The following is a 16840-nucleotide window of genomic DNA, read 5'->3' on the forward strand; positions in this document are numbered from 1 at the left end:
CGAGCGCCGACCTCAGCAGAGCGCCCGGCGCTCGGCGATGAAGGCGTGCAGCGCTTCCTCGGTCATGGGCCGGCCGAGATAGAAGCCCTGAACCTCGTCGCAGGAATCCGCCTTCAGCACGTTGAGCTGGCTCTCGGTCTCGACGCCTTCCGCCACCACCTGCATGCCCAGCGCACGGCCAAGGCCAAGGATGGCCTGGACGATGGCGAGAGCCCCCTTGCTCTGGTCGAGGTCGCCGACGAAGCGTCGGTCGATCTTCAGCGCGTCGAACGGGAAGGTGCGCAGATAGCCGAGCGAGGAATAGCCGGTGCCGAAATCGTCCATGGACAGGCGCACGCCGAGCTTCTTCAACCCCTCAAGGATGTCGAGGGCCTTGTCGGTATTCTCGATCAGCACGCTCTCGGTGATCTCCAATTCCAGGCGATGGGCCGGCAGATCGGTGGCGCGCAGGGCCGATTCCACAGTTTCCACCAGCTCGCCGTTGCGAAACTGGACCACGGACACGTTCACCGAGACGTTGAGCTCCGGCAGCCGGGAGATGGTGGCGCAGGCCTTGCGCAGCACCCATTCCCCGAGCGGGATGACGAGGCCGCTCTTCTCGGCGATGGGCACGAACTCCGCGGGCGCGAGGCGGCCGAGCTGGGGATGATCCCAGCGGATCAGCGCCTCGACGCCCAGCAATTCCAGCGTGCGCGCGTCACAGCGCGGCTGGAACAGGAGGACGAACTCGTCGGAGACGATGGCCCGCCGCAGGTCGCCCTCCAGCGTCTTGCGGCCGGCCATCTCGTCATTCATGTCAGCGGCGAAATAGCAACAGGCGCCCGGCCCCTCTTCCTTCGCCCGGGCGAGGGCGAGGTCGGCGCAGTGCAGCAGGCTCTCGGGCTCCTGCGCGTCGAGCGGGGCGAGGGCGATGCCGATGTCGGCCTGGGGATAGGCCACGGCGCCGGAGGGCAGCGCCACGGGCACGCTCAGCGCGGCTTGGAGGCGGCGGGCCAGGCCGTCGAGCGCCCGCGAATCCGCAAGGCCCGAGGCGATGAGCACGAACTCGTCCGCCCCCACCCGCGCCACGAGGTCGTTGTCACGCACGCAGCGGCGCAGGCGGCGCGCCGTCTCGGCCAGGATGAGGTCGCCGGAGGCGAGGCCGAACATGTCGTTGAGCTGGCGGAAATTGTCGATATCGAGGGAGAACACGGCGAGCGTGCGCCGGCTTTCCTGCGGCGAGTTCAACGCGCCGGCGAGGAATTCCATCATCAAAAGGCGGCTTGGCAGGCTGGTCACCGGGTCATGCAGCGCAAGATATTCCGATTGCCAGGGGCCTCGCGCTACATCATTGGTTTCGCTCACCATTCGCTCTTAGCTGGTTCTGTGCAGCGGCCCCGCTCGCACCCCCGTCCCCCGGCGGTCCGGCCGGTCCACGGCGCGTTTCATCCTCCCCCGAACCGCTGGCTCCGACGGTTCTTCCGCGCCGGATGACACCGCCCGAGCCTCCGGCATGGTGGAGCCTGCCCGAACCCGTGGCAATAGGGATATCGTGGCGACCCTAAAGCACGTCAAGCCTCGACCGGTATTCCGCTCCCTACGGGCGACGGCGCTGCGAGGTCGATGACGACCCGCATCACGGAGGGGTCCTCGCTGCCCGGCGTGGCCTTGAATCCGAGGTCCTCGGCGAGGCGCAGCATGGGGCCGTTCTCGCGCATCACGTCGCCGAACACGATCCTGAGGCCGCGCTTGCGGGCGTAAGCGAGAATCTCGCTCATCAGCTGGAAACCGAGGCCTTTCCCCTTCATGTCCGAGCGCACCATGATGGCGTATTCCGCCTCCTCATTGTCCGGGTCGGCGATGATGCGCACCACGCCCGCGATGTCGCCGTTCGCCTCCTGGGCCACGAAGGCCATCTCTCGGTCGTAGTCGATCTGCGACAGGCGGGCCGCCATGAGGTGGGGGAAGTCCTTGACCGAGCCGAGGAAGCGCATGCGCACGTCCTGTGGATCGGAGCGGTGCACCACGTCCACCAGCCCTGGCTCGTCCTCCGGCCGGATCGGCCGCAGCAGCACCACCGACCCGTCGGTGAGGTGGAGGTCGCTCACCAACGTCGAGGGATATGGCTTGATGGCGAAGCGCCCGGTGCCCTCCACCCGCGCCTCGTGCACCACGATGCGGGCATCGAGGGCGATGACGCCATTCTCGTCGGCCAGGAGGGGGTTGATGTCCAGTTCGGCGATCTGCGGCAGGTCGGCGAGCAGCTCCGCCACCTTCACCAGCGTCCCGGCCACGGCATCCATGTCCGCCGGCGGGTGGTCGCGGTAGCCGGCAAGCAGCCTGGAGACGCGGGTGCGCTCGATCATCTCCCGGGCCAGCGCGCCGTTGAGCGGCGGCAGCGCGACTGCCCGGTCGCCGATGACCTCCACCGCCGTGCCGCCCTGGCCGAACAGCACCACCGGGCCGAAGGTGCGGTCGTAGCCGATGCCGGCGATGAGCTCCTGCGCGTTGGGCCGGCGGATCATCGCCTGCACGGTGAAGCCCTCGATGCGGGCGCCCGGCGCCTTCTCCGCCACCGAGGCGACAATGGCGCGGCAGGCTTCCTCCACCGCCGCGGGATTGCGCAGGTCGAGCCGCACGCCCCCCACGTCGGACTTGTGGGTGAGATCGTGGGACAGAACCTTGACCACCACCGGGCAGCCGATGGCCGCGGCCAGCCGGCCGGCCTCCTCCGGGGAAGCGGCGATGCGGGTGTCCACCACGGGGATGTCGTATGCGGCGAGCACCGCCTTGGCCTCCACCTCGGTCAGCGCGCTGCGCCCCTCGCGCAGCACCCCCTCCACCAGCCGGCGCCCCACCTCGCGGTCCGGCTCGTCGAAGGTGCGGGCGGGCGGGGTCTCCATCAGCAAGGTCTGGTTGCGCTGGTAGGAGACGAGATGGCCGAAGGCGCGCACCGCCTCGTCCGGCGTGTCGTAGGTGGGAATACGACGGGCGGCGAAGCGCCGGCGCGCACCGGCGGCAGCGGTTTCGCCCAGCCAGCAGGTCAGCACGGGAGCCCGGGGCCGCGTCTCCAGCACCGCCATGACCCCGTCGGCGGCCGCGCCGCTGTCGGACAGAGCGTTGGGCGCATGCAGCACCAGCACCGCGTCGGATCCCTTGTCGGCCAGCAGCGCCTTGAGGGCGGTGCCGTAACGCGCCCCGTCGGCATCGCCCTGCACGTCGACGGGATTGCCGCGCGACCAGGTGCGTGGCAGCAGCTTGTCGAGCGCCTCGAGGGTCGCCGGCTGGAGGGTGCCGAGCTGGCCGGCGCCCACCTCCAGCGCATCCACCGCCACCACGCCGGCACCGCCGCCGTTGGTGAGGATGGCGAGGCGCTCCCCGGCGAGCCGGATGCCGGAGGACAGGGTGGTCACCGCCTCGAACAGCTCGCGCATCTCGTGCACCCGCAGCATGCCGGCGCGGCGGAAGGCGGCGTCATAGACGAGGTCGCTGCCGGCGAGCACGCCGGTGTGGGACATGGCCGCCCGCGCCCCCGCCGCGCTGCGCCCGGCCTTGATGACGATGACGGGCTTGGCCCGCGCCGCGATCCGGCCCGCCGACATGAACTTGCGGGCATCGGTGACATTTTCCACGTAGAGCAGAATGGCGCGGGTGGTGTTATCGAGGGCGAGATAGTCCAGCATGTCGCCGAAATCCACGTCCGCCTTCTCGCCCAGAGCCGCCACGTGGGAGAAGCCGAAGCCGCGGGCGTGGGCCCAGTCCAGCACGGCCGCGGTCATGGTGTCGGACTGGCTGATGAAGGCGACGTCGCCCTTGGCCGGCATGAGGTGGGCGAGGCTCGCATTCACCCGCGCCCGGGTGGAAATGAAGCCGAGGCCGTTGGGGCCGACGATGCGCAACAGGTGGGGACGGGCGGCGTCCAGCATGGCCTGGCGCTGCTCCGGCGCCTCCATCTGCTCGCCGGGACCGTAGCCGTTGGGCAGCACCACGGCGGCGCGGCAGCCCCTCTCGCCGAGATGGCCGATGACGCCGGGCACCTGCTCGGGCGGGGCGGCAATGACCGCGAGGTCCACCGGAATGGGCAGGTCGGCCACCGAGGCATAATTGAGCGAGGAGCGGATCGCCCGCTCCTTGGGGTTCACGCTCAGGATCGGGCCGTCGAAGCCGGCGTCGAACAGGTTGCGCGCCACCAGGGCACCGATGGTGCCGGGCCGGTTGCTGGCGCCGACGAGGGCAATGGCGCGGGGATGAAAGAGGGCGTCGAGATTGCGCGTGGTCATGGGCGGCCTCGGACGTGCAATGCCCGGCGCACCGCGGCTGCGGATCATGCCGGGGACGACAGGGAGATCACACTCGAGCACGCGCCGACAGCCCTGCATCGCAAGGCGGCCGATCCCGCGTTCTCTTAACGGAAATCCGAGCGCGATTCACCGGGCAAGTGGATCAATTCGCCCGATCGTTTTGGACAAGGATGCGTGGAGGGGAAGACAAATCGTTTCAGCAGGGGGCGGCGCGCGTGAAGCTCTCCCGCACCGCCTCCGCCAGCTGGTTGCTCAGCAGCGGTTTCTCGATGATGGCGACGCCCTGCGCCGTCGCGCGCGAGCGCACATGCTGGGCGGGATTGCTGGTGATGAGGAAGGACGGCAGATGCACGTCGCGCCGGTCCAGCTCGCGCAGCAGGTCGAGGCCGTTGAGGCCCGGCAGATTGTAGTCGACGATGACGCAGCCCACCTGCGGCAGGTCGCCGGCCAGAAGATCTTCCGAGCGCGCATAGGTGCGCACGCTGAAGCCGTCCACCTCGAAGGCGAACTTCAGCGAGCTGCACACCGCAGGGTCGTCGTCGACGATGTGGACGACGAAGGGACGCATCTCGTCGAACGCGATCATTCCTCGGATCCTTCCACGACCCGCTCACGGGCCGCGTGGTCGGTGGGCAGAAGCTACTTTAGGAGGGGGCTGACGGGCCTTGCGGTAGATCAAGCCGCGCCCGGTTCGCCGGAGCGCCCCCACAAGGGTACCTCAGTCCCCCACAGGGGTCACGCCGCCTTGGGGGAGATTCCGGCGAGCAGGGCCATGCGCACCAGCTCGGACAGGCTCTGCGCCTTCATCTTGGTCATCACGTTGGCGCGGTAGACCTCGACGGTGCGGGGGCTGATGCCGAGCTCATAGGCGATGGTCTTGTTGGCCTGTCCCGCCACCAGGCATTCCAGCACCTGGCGCTCGCGCTGGGAGAGGCCGGCGATGCGCTCGGCCACCTGCTCGCGCAGGGCGTCGTGCTGGTTGGACTTCTGCCGCCGGTCGAGGGCCGAGTTCACCGTATCGAGGATGGCCACGTCGTCGAACGGCTTCTCCAGGAAGTCGGCGGCGCCGAGCTTCATGGCCTCCACCGCCAAGGGCACGTCGCCATGGCCCGTCACCACGATCACCGGCACGGCGCAGTTCTTCTCCTTGAGATAATGCAGCAGGTCGATGCCGGTCATGTCCGGCATGCGCACGTCGGTGATGATGCAGCCGGCGGCAGGATCGGCGGCCGGAAGGCCGGCCTCGACGAAATGCCGCGCCGAGGCATGCTCGTGCACCGTGTGGCCGGCGGTGGACAGGAGAAAGGCGAGCGATTGGCGCACCGCCTCGTCGTCGTCGATAACATGGATCACGGCAGTCTTCCGGTCAGTCATGCAGCGCCATCTCCTCGCCCACGGCGCGCACGGTGAAGCGGAACACGGCGCCCCCCTCGGGGTTGGGCTCGGCCCAGATGCGGCCGCCGTGCCCTTCGATGATGGTTCGGGAAATGGAGAGGCCGACGCCCATGCCGTGACGCTTGGTGGTGACGAAGGGCGTGAAGAGTTGCGCGTCCACCTCAGACGAAATGCCGTGTCCGGTATCCGAGACGCTGACCATGACCATGTCGTCCTCTGCCGGCTCGGTTTTCACCACGAGATGGCGGCGCGGCGCCTCCATCATTGCCTCCAGGGCGTTGCGCATCAAGTTCAGCAATACCTGCTGGACCTGCACCTTGTCGGCCAGCACCAGGTCGCATCGGGGATCATACTGGAATCTTACCTGAATACCATGTTCCTTCGCGCCGACGAGGGCCAGGGCGCTCGCCTCCTCCACCAGCTTGGAGAGGCTCTCCACCCGCCGCTCGCTTTCGCCGCGGGAGACGAAGTCGCGCAGACGGCGGATGATCTGGCCGGCCCTCAGCGCCTGCTCGCCGGCCTTCTCCAGCGCCCCCTGGAGCATCTCCACCTTTACCGTGCCGCCGTCCAACAGGCGGCGCGAGCCCTTGATGTAGTTGGCGATGGCGGAGAGCGGCTGGTTCAGCTCGTGGGCCAGGGTCGAGGCCATTTCGCCCATGGCGGTGAGGCGGGAGATGTGCACCAGCTCGGCCTGCAGCTCCTGCAGGCGCGCCTCGGTCTGCTGGCGCTCGGTCAAGTCGCGGATGAAGCCGGTGAAGAATCGCTCGGAGGCCGAGCGCATCTCGCCCACCGCCAGCTCCATCGGGAAGGTGGTGCCGTCCTTGCGCTCACCCACCACCACGCGGCCGATGCCGATGATGCGCCGCTCGCCCGTGGTGAGATAGCGCGAGATGTAGCCGTCGTGCGATTCGCGATGCGGCGAGGGCATGAGCACCGAGACGTTCTGCCCGACCGCCTCCGCCGCCGTGTAGCCGAACAGACGTTCCGCCGCGCTGGAGAAGGAGCGCATGACGCCGCGCTCGTCGATCACCACCATGGCGTCGGGCACGGTGTCGAGGATGGAGGACAGATGCGCCTCCCGGGCCAGGAGGTCCCGTGTGCGGGCGGCAGCGTCGAGGCGGGTGCGGCGCAGGCGCTCCCCAAGGACCGCGATGCCGAGGCCCACCGCCACGAACAGGACGGGCGCGGCGAGGTCGATCCCCGCCCCGGTCCCGGCGAGCAGCGTCAAAGCGATGCTGCCGGCGAAGGCGACGGCCACCGCCGTGCCGCCGGCCGCGAGGCCGCGTCCGCTCACCAGCATCACCGCGGCAAGCTGAAGCAGCAGGGCGTTGGCGGCGAGCGGCGCGAGCCCGGCGAGGCGGCACAGGCCGAGGGCGAGCAGCGCCGCGCACGCGCCGCGGACGATGTCCCCCATCATCCGCCGGCTCAGCATCGCGGAGCCCGCGCGCATCTCCTCGCCTGAAGCCATGTCCAATCTGCCGTCCAAAGCACCCACCCGATGCCGCCACTCGATACCGTCGCGAGCGCGCGAAACCCCCTCCGTAATACTACCTAAGGGGAGCGACTTAAGTGTTCGATACGAATTTTTCTCGCGCCTTTAGCCGGTTATCCCTTTGTCATCTCCGATGGAAGGGTCAACCGATGCCGAGCCCCGCAGCAGCGATCGCCCACCAGGCCTACACCCAGCCCCGGTCTTCCGCGCGGCCTGCCCCCCGCTGGAGCGAGGAGGTTGACACGCGAACCCCCACCGACGTGGTCGCGCGCCTCGGAGTGGTGGCGACCTTTGCCCGCAACGCCGAGATCTTCGGCGAAGACCAGCCGGCCGAGCATCTTTACATCGTTCTGTCCGGCGCGGTGCGCATCTGCAAGCTGCTCGGCGACGGACGGCGGCAGATCGAGACGTTTTGCCTCGCCGGCGACGTGTTCGGGTGGGAGATGTCGCCCCGCCACCGCTTCTCCGCCGAGGCCGTGAGCGAATGCCGCGTGGTGCGGGTCAAGCGCTCCATCCTCTTCTCCCGCGCCGCCGACGATGCGGACCTCGCCCACGCGCTGTGGGCCCTGACCGCCGCCGAGCTCGGCCGGGCGCAGAACCATCTTCTCGTCCTCGGCCGCAAGACAGCCCAGGAGCGGGTCGCCACCTTCCTTCTGGACATGGCCGAGCGCGCCGGCGCGGGCCAGGGTCCGAACGGCATCGAGGTGACGCTGCCCATGTCGCGCCAGGACATCGCGGATTTCCTCGGCCTGACCATCGAGACCGTGTCGCGCACCCTGACCCACCTTGAGGAGATCTCGGCTATTGCCCTGCCCTCCTCGCGGCGCGTGCTGCTGCGCGACGGAGCGACGCTGAAGCGCCTGAACAGCTGATCTTCCCCCGGCGCGCTGCGCACCTGCGCAGCGTCTCCGTCCTGAGGCACGCCCGGCGTTCGCGCCGTCGCGTGCCTTTTTCTTTTTGGTGTCTGCAACGGCCGCCCGAGCTGGCGGGGCGCGGGAGCCTGAGCCGCATGTCGCGGACGGCGGGCTCACACCGCCGCGGCGTGCCGCTTCTGGGCCGGTGCGGCGGCGCGGCTTGCGGCGAGGCGGGCATCGAACACAGCGCAGACCACGCGGGTGAAGGGCCGCGCCGCCTCCGGCACGCAGACCACGGCGCCGCGCCGCTCGGCGAGGCCATCATCGATCAGCGGCTCCAGCGCCGCGATCTCCGGCGCGAAGACGCCGCGGGGAAAGCCGAAGCGCGCGGCGGCATCGTCGAGGTCCACGGCGAGATCGCACATCAGGCGCTCGATGACGTGACGACGCAGCCGGTCCTCGTCGGTCAGGGCGACGCCGCGGGCGATGGGCAGCAGGCCTGCTTCCACCGCCTTGTGCCACTGGGGCGTCGCCGGCAGGTTCTGCACGTAGCCCTGCGGCAGCGCGCCGATGGCTGAGGCGCCGAAGCCGAGCAGCACCGGCGCATCGTCGGTGGTGTAGCCCTGGAAATTGCGCTTCAGCGTGCCGTCTTCCGCACGCCGGGCCATCGGATCGGCCGCCTTGGCGAAATGGTCAAGCCCCACCTGGCGATAGCCATGGGCCTTGAGCCGTTCGGCCACCAGCTCCGCCTGGGCGAGGCGCTCCGCAGCGTCGGGCAGCGCCGCCTCGGGGATGAGCGCCTGATGCTTCTTCATCCAGGGCACGTGGGCATAGCCGAACACCGCGATCCGATCGGGATCGAGGCCGAGGGCCTCCTCCACCGTCCGGCGCACCGAGGCCGTGTCCTGATGCGGCAGGCCGTACATGAGATCGAGGTTCAGCGCGGCGATGCCGGCCGCCCGCAGCGCGTCCGCCACCGTCCGGGTCTCGGCGTAGGACTGGCGGCGGCCGATGGCCTCCTGCACCGCCGGATCGAAATCCTGCACGCCGAGGCTCGCCCGGTTGAAGCCCTCGCGGGCCAGCACCGCCACCTTGGCGGCGTCCATCACCCGCGGGTCGATCTCGATGGCGATTTCCGCGTCCGGAGCGAAGGCGAAGGCGGCGCGCAGGGCGCCCATGACCGTGGCGAAATCCTCGTCCGCCAGCATGGTGGGCGTGCCGCCGCCGAAATGCAGGTGCGTCAGCGCCGGTCGTCCGGCGAGGTGGCGCGCGACGAGGCCGATCTCCTCCACCAGGCGGTCGGCATAGGCCTTCACCGGCGTGCGACTACGCGCCACCGCAGTCTGGCAGCCGCAATAGAGGCACAGCTCAGCGCAGAAAGGCACGTGCACATAGACCGAGACCGGCGCGTCCGGCGGCAGCGCCGCGAGCCAGCGGGCATAGGTGGCGGCGTCGATCTCGGGCGAGAAATGCGGCGCCGTCGGGTAGCTCGTATAGCGCGGCACCGGCTGGCCGTAACGGGCGAGGAGGTCCTGGGCCGAGGGGCGCGCCGGGTCGCGGGCGATGCTGGAAATGGGCGTGGGGCAGGGGGTGGGGCAGGTCATGGGGCGACCATGCGGCCCTACCCCTCGCTTTGCCTTGATGTGGCGCAAGCGGGGCGCCCTGGGCCCCGCCCGCCTTGGCCTAGTAGGAGAGGAAGGCGCCGGCGAAGAGGCCTTCCGCCCGGTCGTCGCCTGCCAGCTTGAAGCGATATTGCAGTGTCAGGTCGAGATAGGAGCGGGGCGCCGCGTATTCATCCTCGTTGAACCAGTAGCGCAGGGTGGCGCCGGGGCCGGCACCGAGCGCGAACGGCGTCGCAAGGCCCGTGTCGTAGCCGCCGCCGATGGCGAGATAGGGCCACAGCACCAGCCGGTCCGAGAAGGCATCCAGGCGGAAGGCATGGCCGTAGCGCGCCTCGAAGGTGGCGATCGTCTGCGGCAGGCTGACGTAGTAATTGTAGTCGGCATAGATCTGCCAGGAGCGCCAATTGTCCACGTCTACCCGCAGATCCGTGCCCTCTGCCTTGGAATAGGCGGCGCGCAGCAGCATATCTTCGCGGGAATACTGGCCCACCGGGAAGAGATAGGACACCTCGAACACCAGGTTCTCGCTCTTCAGCGGCTTCCAGCGGGCGCCCGCGGAGCCCTGGATGGTACCGAAGCCCGTCGGTCCGCCCGACTCGTCGTAGAGGGTGGAGAAGCCGCGCACGAACAGCTCGAAGATCGACCCGTCGCGATAGCCGATGCCGGGCGGCCGCCAGTAGATCTCACCGCCCGCGCCCACCGTGCGGTTGGCGCCCGGGGACGGCGCGGCGAGGAAGGAGCCGGGGGCGACACCCACCGGGCCGTAGCTCACCGAGAGATAGGCGCCCCAGGTGCGCGTCAGCTCCGCCACCTCGCGCTTGAGGCCGAAGAGATATTGCGGCTCGAGCTTCAGCTTGCCCTCGCGCGCCTCGTCGATGGCCGACTTGAAATAGTCCACCGCCTCGGAATTGTGGTAGGTGCGCCGGGCGTTGTAGCCGGCATTGACGAGGTTGGTGCCGCGCAGCTGCCAGCGGCTGTTGGCCTCGGAGAAGTATTCATAGGCGAGATCGTCCTCGCCCGCCTGGCTCGCCAGCACCGCGAGGTCCACCGGCTTCATGCCGCGCAGGGCGCCGGAATTGTAGGCCTCCAGGAAGATCTGGCGCGCCTCCTCCTTGCGGTCGAGCTGGTTCAGCACGCCGATGCGGGCGGTGAGCATCGACATGCGCTCCTGGCCGTTGCGCGCCCGCGCCGCGGCCCGGGTGAAGGCGGCGAGCGCGCCCTCCTTGTCCTCCATGGCGAGGTAGGCGAAGCCGAGGCGCGCCTGCACCTCGTAGCTGTCCTCATTGATCATGGGCTGAAGCGCCCAGATGGCGACTTCCGGCTGCTTGGCCGAGAGCGCCGCGTCGGCAAGGCTCAGCCGCACGATGCGAATCTGCGAGACCATCAGGTTTCGGGAGGCGAGCGCCGCGCGGAAATCCTGGATGGCGCCGGCATAGTCGCGCGACTGGAGGCGAAGATTGCCGCGCTGCACGAGCAGCGTCGCATCCCGCGGATTGGCCGCCAGCAGGCGGTTCACCACGGTTTCGGCCTCGGCGAAGCGGCCGGCGGTGGTCAGCGCGTTGAGCAGCAGGATCTGGTAGTTGCGGTTGCCGGGATCGGCATCGACCGCGCGGCGTGCCTCGGCCACCGCCGTGGAATAGTCCTTGCGCGCCATGGCGGCATAGGCCGCGCTCGCCGCCGCATAGCCGGGCGCCGCGGGATTGAGGCCGGCGACCCCGGGGGCCATCAGGCTCTGGCCGGCGAAGACCGAGCAGATGACGCCGTAGGAGGTGGGCTGGCACAGCACCGCGGGCTGGACCAGGGCCGGGCGCTGCGGGTTGGTCGCCTTCGCCTGCGCCTCCGCCTGCTTGCGCAGGACGCCGACCTCCTTGTTGCGCTCGGCGTCGAGGGGCTCGAGCACCTTCAGCGCCGCGTCGGGCTGGCCCGCCGCCATGGCCGCATTGGCCGCGATCAGGCGGTAATTCAGATCCTCCAGCTCGGTCAGAACGTTGCTGGCGAGAACCGTGTCGAACTCCTTCACCGCCTCGTCGCGCTGCCCGATCTTCTGCAGCAGATAGGCGCGCAGGATGTGCGGCAGCGGCTCATTGGGATTGTCAGCCACCGCGCCGGCGGAGGCGGCCTCCGCCTCCTTGAACTGGTCGGCCGCCATCAAGGCGTTGATGAGGACGATGCGGAACACCAGGGAATCGGGCGCCCGCTCCACCGCCTGCTTGGCGGCGGTGATGGCGGCCGGCACCTTGCCGCGGCCGATGTCCTTGATCGCCTGGGCCGCCAGCGGCTCGGCGAGGCGCTTCTCGTTGGCCGCCCGCAAGGCGACGAGGGTCGGGTCGCCGTCGCCCTGGGCGATGGCGTCGCGGATGGCGACATCCAGCTCCTTGTACTTCTTGGCCCGGTCGAGGATGTCCACCAGGAGCCGGCGCCAGGTGCTGTTGCCGGGATTGTCCTTGAGCGCCTCGCGGATGCGGGTCTCGGCCAGCGCGTCGTTGCCGTCGCGAAAGGCGGTGAAGGCCTCCAAGGCGGCATCGTAGCCGGGCGTGTCGTTCACCCCGCCGCCGGGCGGGGTGGTGGCCGGGACCAGGCTGCACGAGGGGCCGTAGGGCGTGTCGACGCACTTCTGGTAGGGCACGGGCAGGGTGCGGGTGGCATTGTCCGGCACGCTGCGGGGATTGCGCTCCTGCGCCCGCGCGACCCTGAGGCGGGCCTGCACGGCGGGCTCCGGCTCCACCGAATCGAGCAGCTTCAGCGCGCGCTGCGGATGACCGGCGGCGATGGCCGCGTCCGCCATCACGAGGCGCACGTCCCGCGCGGTCGCGCCGGCCAGCACCTCATCCTTCAAGGCCGTGTCGAAATCCTGCTCGCCCTCGGCGACGCGGCCGAGGCGGACGCGCAGATAGCCGCGCAGGGTGCGCGGGAGGAAGGACTGGGCGTCGACATCCACCGCCTCGCCCGCCGCCTTCTCCGCAGCCTCGATCTGGTTGTCGGCGATGAGGGCGTAGACCAGCAGCATACGATAGCTGAGGTCGTCCGGCACCAGTGCGATGGCCTTGCGCGCCTCCTCGATGGCGGCCTTCGGATTGGCCGCCTCCAGCGCCTTGTTGGCGGCGAGGGAGGGCGCCTGCGCCAGGATCTTGCTCTGTGCCCGAAGGCGCGCGGTGAGGGCGGTGTCGGTGATGCCGGCGGCGACCGCCTCACGGGCGGCGGCGACCGCCTCTGCGGTCTTGCCCTGCGCCTCCAGCGCATCCATGAGCAGCAGCCAGAGGCGCGGCACGTCGGGCCGCAGCTTCAGCGCCTCGCGCACGTAGACCACCGTCTCGGCGTATTTCTTTTCCCGCTGGGCGGCATAGGCCCGGTCGGCGGCGGCCCAGGCGGCGCCTGTGAGCGCGGGCGGCTCCACCTGCGCGTGCGCCGTGCCGGCGATCGTCAGCGCGGCGGCCGACACCGCCAGCATCAATCCCACGGCAACACGCCGGTGAAGCTTCGCCCGTCCGTTGGGGGAGGGGCATGTGGAGCCGAATGGAATCGCGAGGGTCATGGCGATCACCATGCCGGCGATTACTTAAACCGCAGTTAACCTTAACAAGAATCGCGAAGATAACGGGGCGTAAAGGGTTTGTTTACTTGGGATTCACAAGTGTTAGCAGATCGTAAACAAAGCCCCCCCGGGAGGCATGGAGCACGGGACAAAGCGGGCAGGCGCGGGAGCGTCCACCCCCCTAGCGGCGCACGGCCGCCAGCATGCGGTCGCGCCATGCCTGGGGCGCCATGATGGACGGGGCGTCCCACTGGTCGGTCGCCTGCGGGCCGCTGTGGAACGGCCCCTCGTTGAACTGCCACACCAGCACCTGCGGCGGCGACTTGGCGAAGTCCGGCGAGCCCACATACTGCAGGAAGGTCGCCCAGGGGCCGACGTTGCCCGGGTTCCAGGTGAGGGAGACCGGCCGGTCGAGGGCGTTGGAGAGCTTCTGCGGGAAACCGAGGTAGGGCTGGACGAAGCTGTTGCCGACCACATGGACCGGCGCCGGCCCGCCGTCCACCAGCGACGATTTGGCGGCCTGCGGCGTGCGCACGGTGTAGAGGTCCGGCCCGATCTGCTTCTGCTGGTCGGGGGTGAGGAAGCGCTGGGCGAGATCGCCGAGATGGCGCTGCGTCACCCACTCGCCGAGCTTTTCGCCGGGCGGGCTGCCGGCGAGCTTGGCGACCTTCGCCTTGATGGCCTGCGCCACCGCGTCGGCGGCGGCTTCCGAGGCCCAGGCGGTCCAGTGGTAGTCGGCGCGGTAGAAGCTCGTCTGTCGGCCGGTCTGCACGCCCTTGAGCGCGGCGCGAAGGTCCACCGTGTCGATGCCGGCCTTCTTCAGCTGGTCGAGGATGAGATCGTACTGGCCCGCGACGTCCGCCGAGATGGTCGTGCCGTCCGGGAGCTTCTCCTTGTAGAAACTCGCCTTGAGCGGCACCACCATGACCATGAGGGTGGTGCCGCGGGTGGCCAGCGCGGTCTTGGCATCCTGCAGGAGGGTGATGTTGGCGCCGATGGCGGCGCGGTTGAGCACGGTGAGGCTTTCCCACCCGGGGAACAGCCAGCCGTCCTTGCCCGTGATGATGGACGGGCCCTGCGCGAAGGCCGGACCGGCGCCGAGGCCCGCCCCGAGGGCGAGCGTCGCGGCAATGAGGGTGCGGCGGCTGAAGGGGCGAAGCATCATCTCACATCTCCCGGTGGCGCGGCGGTCGTTGTCGGTTCGCCCCCGAGGCGGCGGCGCTCGGCGTCGGTCAAGGGCTGGGTGAGCGCGCGCATGGGAAATTCCCACACCACGAGCTTCACGCCGTCCAGCATCTGGGGCGTCGCATCGAGGATGTCCAGCAGGACCCCGGCAAAGCCCGAGCCCTCCCTGCTCTTCTGCGCCACCTCGCGGCCGAGCGCGGCCTGGAGCAGGTCGGCGAAGCCGGAGTTCAGCGAATAGGACGATCCGGCCAAAAGCACGGCGGGACCGGCCACATCGTCGAGAAGCCCGCCGGAGCGGGCGATGCGCGCCGTCACCTGCGGCACGAGGTCCGGCTGCGGCCCGGACCAGGGATAGGTGCGCGTGAGGCCGGCGAGGCGCATGAGGTCGCCGGGACGCGGCTGCGACGCCCCTTCTTCCAAAGTCACCCTGGTGTCGCCGGGACCGAGCCGCGCCGCCACCGCTGCGGCGACGCGGGCGGCGGCGTAGCGCGCCCCCGTCACGTTCCAGTGGGTATCGGTGCGCAGCACCGCGTCCTTTGGCCAGCCGGCGGCGATGTCCACCTGGGCGAGGGCGAGGCCGGCGCTGCCGGTGCGCCACGCGGCGCTGCGCTCGGCCGCCTGCCGCGCCACCGCGAGGCCGCAGCGCCCCTCGGGTGCCAGTTCGGCCTTGTCCGGCACGGGCAGCACCACGAGGGCGACGCCGCGCCGGGCGAAGTCGTCGGCGATGCGCGCGGCGAGCCGCAGGCGGGCGGCGAGATGCGCCGCCCCACCCTTCACCTCGGTCAGCTCCTCGGCGAGGAACAGCCAGTCGGGACAGCCGGCCCGCACCTGCGCGCCGGCATCCTTGAAGACGAGATAGGAGAGTCCGCTGGCGAGATCGTCCAGCGTCTCGGTCTTCGGCAGGGACGCAACCACCTGCTTGTCCACCGCGGCGCCCAGGCCGCCGTTCAGGACGTTGCGAACCGTCGCGGCCGCCACCACCGGCGCGGCGCCCGGGCCCGTCAGGCGCGCCAGCACGAAGGCCAGCCCGGCGAACATGAGCGCCAGGAAGGCGAGGGTGGCGAGGGTGCGGGCGAGACCGGTCATCGCCTAGAACTGGAAATAGAGGAAGGGCACGACAATCCGCCCCTGAAGGACGAACACCGCGAACAGGAACAAAGGCAGCGCGCTCCAGGCCCTAATCGCATGGCCGGGATTGGGCGCGGAGGGGTCGATGCGCAGGACCTTCGGCAGATAGACCAGGCCGATGCCCAGAACCAGCGCCGCCACCTCGATGGGCCGGATCGCCGCCCCGAGGGCGGGGGAGATCGGCACGCCATTGGCGCCGAAGAGGCCGGAAAAGATCACCCCCGCCTCGTTCCAGCTCTGCGCCCGAAACAGCGCCCAGCCCACCATCACGAAGGCGAGGGTGAGGATGTGGCCGACGAGCGGGCCCGTCCCCGGCAGACCGAAGCTCTTCCAGATCCGGCCCACCATGAGGCCGAAGCCGTGCCACAGGCCCCACACCAGGAACGTCCAGCTCGCCCCGTGCCACAGGCCGCCAAGGCCCATGGTGACGAGCAAATTCATGGAGACCCGGCCGGTGGATCCGCGATTGCCGCCGAGGGGGATGTAGAGATAGTCGCGCAGCCAGCTGGACAGCGAGATGTGCCAGCGCCGCCAGAAATCCGACAGCGACGCGGCAAGGTAGGGATTGTCGAAATTCTCGGGGAATTTCAGACCCACCATCAGGCCGAGGCCGATGGCCATGGCGCTGTAGCCGGAGAAGTCGAAATAGAGCTGCAGGGTGTAGCCGGTGACGGTGAGCAGCACGTCCACCGTCGTCGGCTCGGCGATGGAATAGCCCGCGTCCACCAGCGGGGCGAGGGTGTCGGCGATCAGCACCTTCTGGGCGAAGCCGAGCATGAAGCGCTCCACGCCGAACATGAATTCGGCGCGGTGGAAGGTGCGCTCCCTGAGGCGCTGCGCCACCCATTCGTAGCGCACCACGGGGCCGGCCACGAGGTGGCCGAACATGGACTGGTAGGTGGCGTAGTTCACGAACGAGGGCTCGGCCTTCACCGTCCCGCGGAACACGTCGGTGGAATAGGAGATGGCGCCGAACACGAAGAAGCTGAGCCCGATGGGCAGGAGCACGTCCTCCCAGCCCCAGACGGAGGCGGTCAGCGCCTCGCCCGAGTGGACGAACATGTTGGCGTATTTGAACCAGACCAGGGAGGCGAGCGGCCACACGATGCCCACCACCAGCGCCTGCCGCCGCGCCGCGCCCTCGGCGCGGGCGATCCACAGGCCCGTGGCCCAGGACCAGATGGCGATGGAGACGATGAGGGGAAGGAAGTCCGCCCGCCACCAGGCGTAGAACAGCCAGGAGAAGGCGAGGATGGCGAGGTTGCGCGCAACGCCGGGCGTCAGCGCATAGACGATGAGGAAGACCGGCAGGAACAGGAACAGGAAGCTGTCGGACGCGAAGACCATGGCAG

Annotated in this window: 11 protein-coding genes; 1 reads left to right on the forward strand and 10 read right to left on the reverse strand. The window is 69.6% G+C overall.

The window, feature by feature from the left end; translation table 11 throughout:
- Window positions 1-12 precede the first annotated feature (12 nt).
- From ABLE93_RS12725 to ABLE93_RS12745, 5 genes are all read right to left on the reverse strand, one after another.
- The gene (locus tag ABLE93_RS12725; RefSeq protein ID WP_348840182.1) at window positions 13-1344 is read right to left on the reverse strand and encodes a putative bifunctional diguanylate cyclase/phosphodiesterase; all 1332 of its coding nucleotides are present in this window, start codon (window positions 1342-1344) and stop codon (window positions 13-15) included.
- Between the two features lie 206 nt (window positions 1345-1550).
- Window positions 1551-4259, reverse strand: coding sequence for a bifunctional acetate--CoA ligase family protein/GNAT family N-acetyltransferase (locus ABLE93_RS12730; protein WP_348840183.1), 2709 nt, complete (start codon window positions 4257-4259; stop codon window positions 1551-1553).
- Window positions 4260-4476: 217 nt separating this feature from the next.
- Window positions 4477-4866, reverse strand: coding sequence for a response regulator transcription factor (locus tag ABLE93_RS12735; protein ID WP_348840184.1), 390 nt, complete (start codon window positions 4864-4866; stop codon window positions 4477-4479).
- Between the two features lie 149 nt (window positions 4867-5015).
- A complete protein-coding gene (fixJ, locus tag ABLE93_RS12740) occupies window positions 5016-5654 on the reverse strand; it encodes a response regulator FixJ (protein ID WP_348840185.1) in 639 nt (212 codons plus the stop codon).
- Window positions 5647-7143 carry a sensor histidine kinase gene (locus tag ABLE93_RS12745; RefSeq protein ID WP_510183020.1) on the reverse strand — a complete coding sequence of 499 codons (1497 nt, stop codon included), beginning with the start codon at window positions 7141-7143 and terminating at the stop codon, window positions 5647-5649. Before ABLE93_RS12745 ends, fixJ begins: the two co-directional genes overlap by 8 nt.
- A 173-nt stretch (window positions 7144-7316) precedes the next feature.
- Between ABLE93_RS12745 and ABLE93_RS12750 the strand changes: the two genes are divergently transcribed.
- A complete protein-coding gene (locus ABLE93_RS12750) occupies window positions 7317-8039 on the forward strand; it encodes a helix-turn-helix domain-containing protein (RefSeq protein WP_348840186.1) in 723 nt (240 codons plus the stop codon).
- Window positions 8040-8194: 155 nt separating this feature from the next.
- Here the strand turns inward: ABLE93_RS12750 and hemN are convergent, their stop codons facing one another.
- From hemN to ABLE93_RS12775, 5 genes are all read right to left on the reverse strand, one after another.
- Window positions 8195-9625: an oxygen-independent coproporphyrinogen III oxidase gene (gene hemN / locus ABLE93_RS12755; RefSeq protein WP_348840187.1), complete on the reverse strand. Its 1431-nt coding sequence runs from the start codon at window positions 9623-9625 to the stop codon at window positions 8195-8197.
- A gap of 79 nt (window positions 9626-9704) precedes the next feature.
- The gene (locus ABLE93_RS12760; protein WP_348840188.1) at window positions 9705-13175 is read right to left on the reverse strand and encodes a bacteriophage N4 adsorption protein A; all 3471 of its coding nucleotides are present in this window, start codon (window positions 13173-13175) and stop codon (window positions 9705-9707) included.
- A 181-nt stretch (window positions 13176-13356) separates the two neighbouring features.
- Complete coding sequence (locus ABLE93_RS12765) at window positions 13357-14340, reverse strand: alginate O-acetyltransferase AlgX-related protein (RefSeq protein ID WP_348840189.1); 984 nt, start codon at window positions 14338-14340, stop codon at window positions 13357-13359.
- A complete protein-coding gene (locus ABLE93_RS12770) occupies window positions 14337-15446 on the reverse strand; it encodes an alginate O-acetyltransferase AlgX-related protein (RefSeq protein WP_348840190.1) in 1110 nt (369 codons plus the stop codon). The genes ABLE93_RS12765 and ABLE93_RS12770 overlap by 4 nt, the downstream gene beginning before the upstream one ends.
- A gap of 3 nt (window positions 15447-15449) precedes the next feature.
- Window positions 15450-16835: an MBOAT family O-acyltransferase gene (locus ABLE93_RS12775; RefSeq protein ID WP_348840191.1), complete on the reverse strand. Its 1386-nt coding sequence runs from the start codon at window positions 16833-16835 to the stop codon at window positions 15450-15452.
- Window positions 16836-16840: the final 5 nt, after the last annotated feature.

This window comes from Xanthobacter pollutisoli, assembly GCF_040044995.1.
GTDB lineage: Bacteria > Pseudomonadota > Alphaproteobacteria > Rhizobiales > Xanthobacteraceae > Xanthobacter.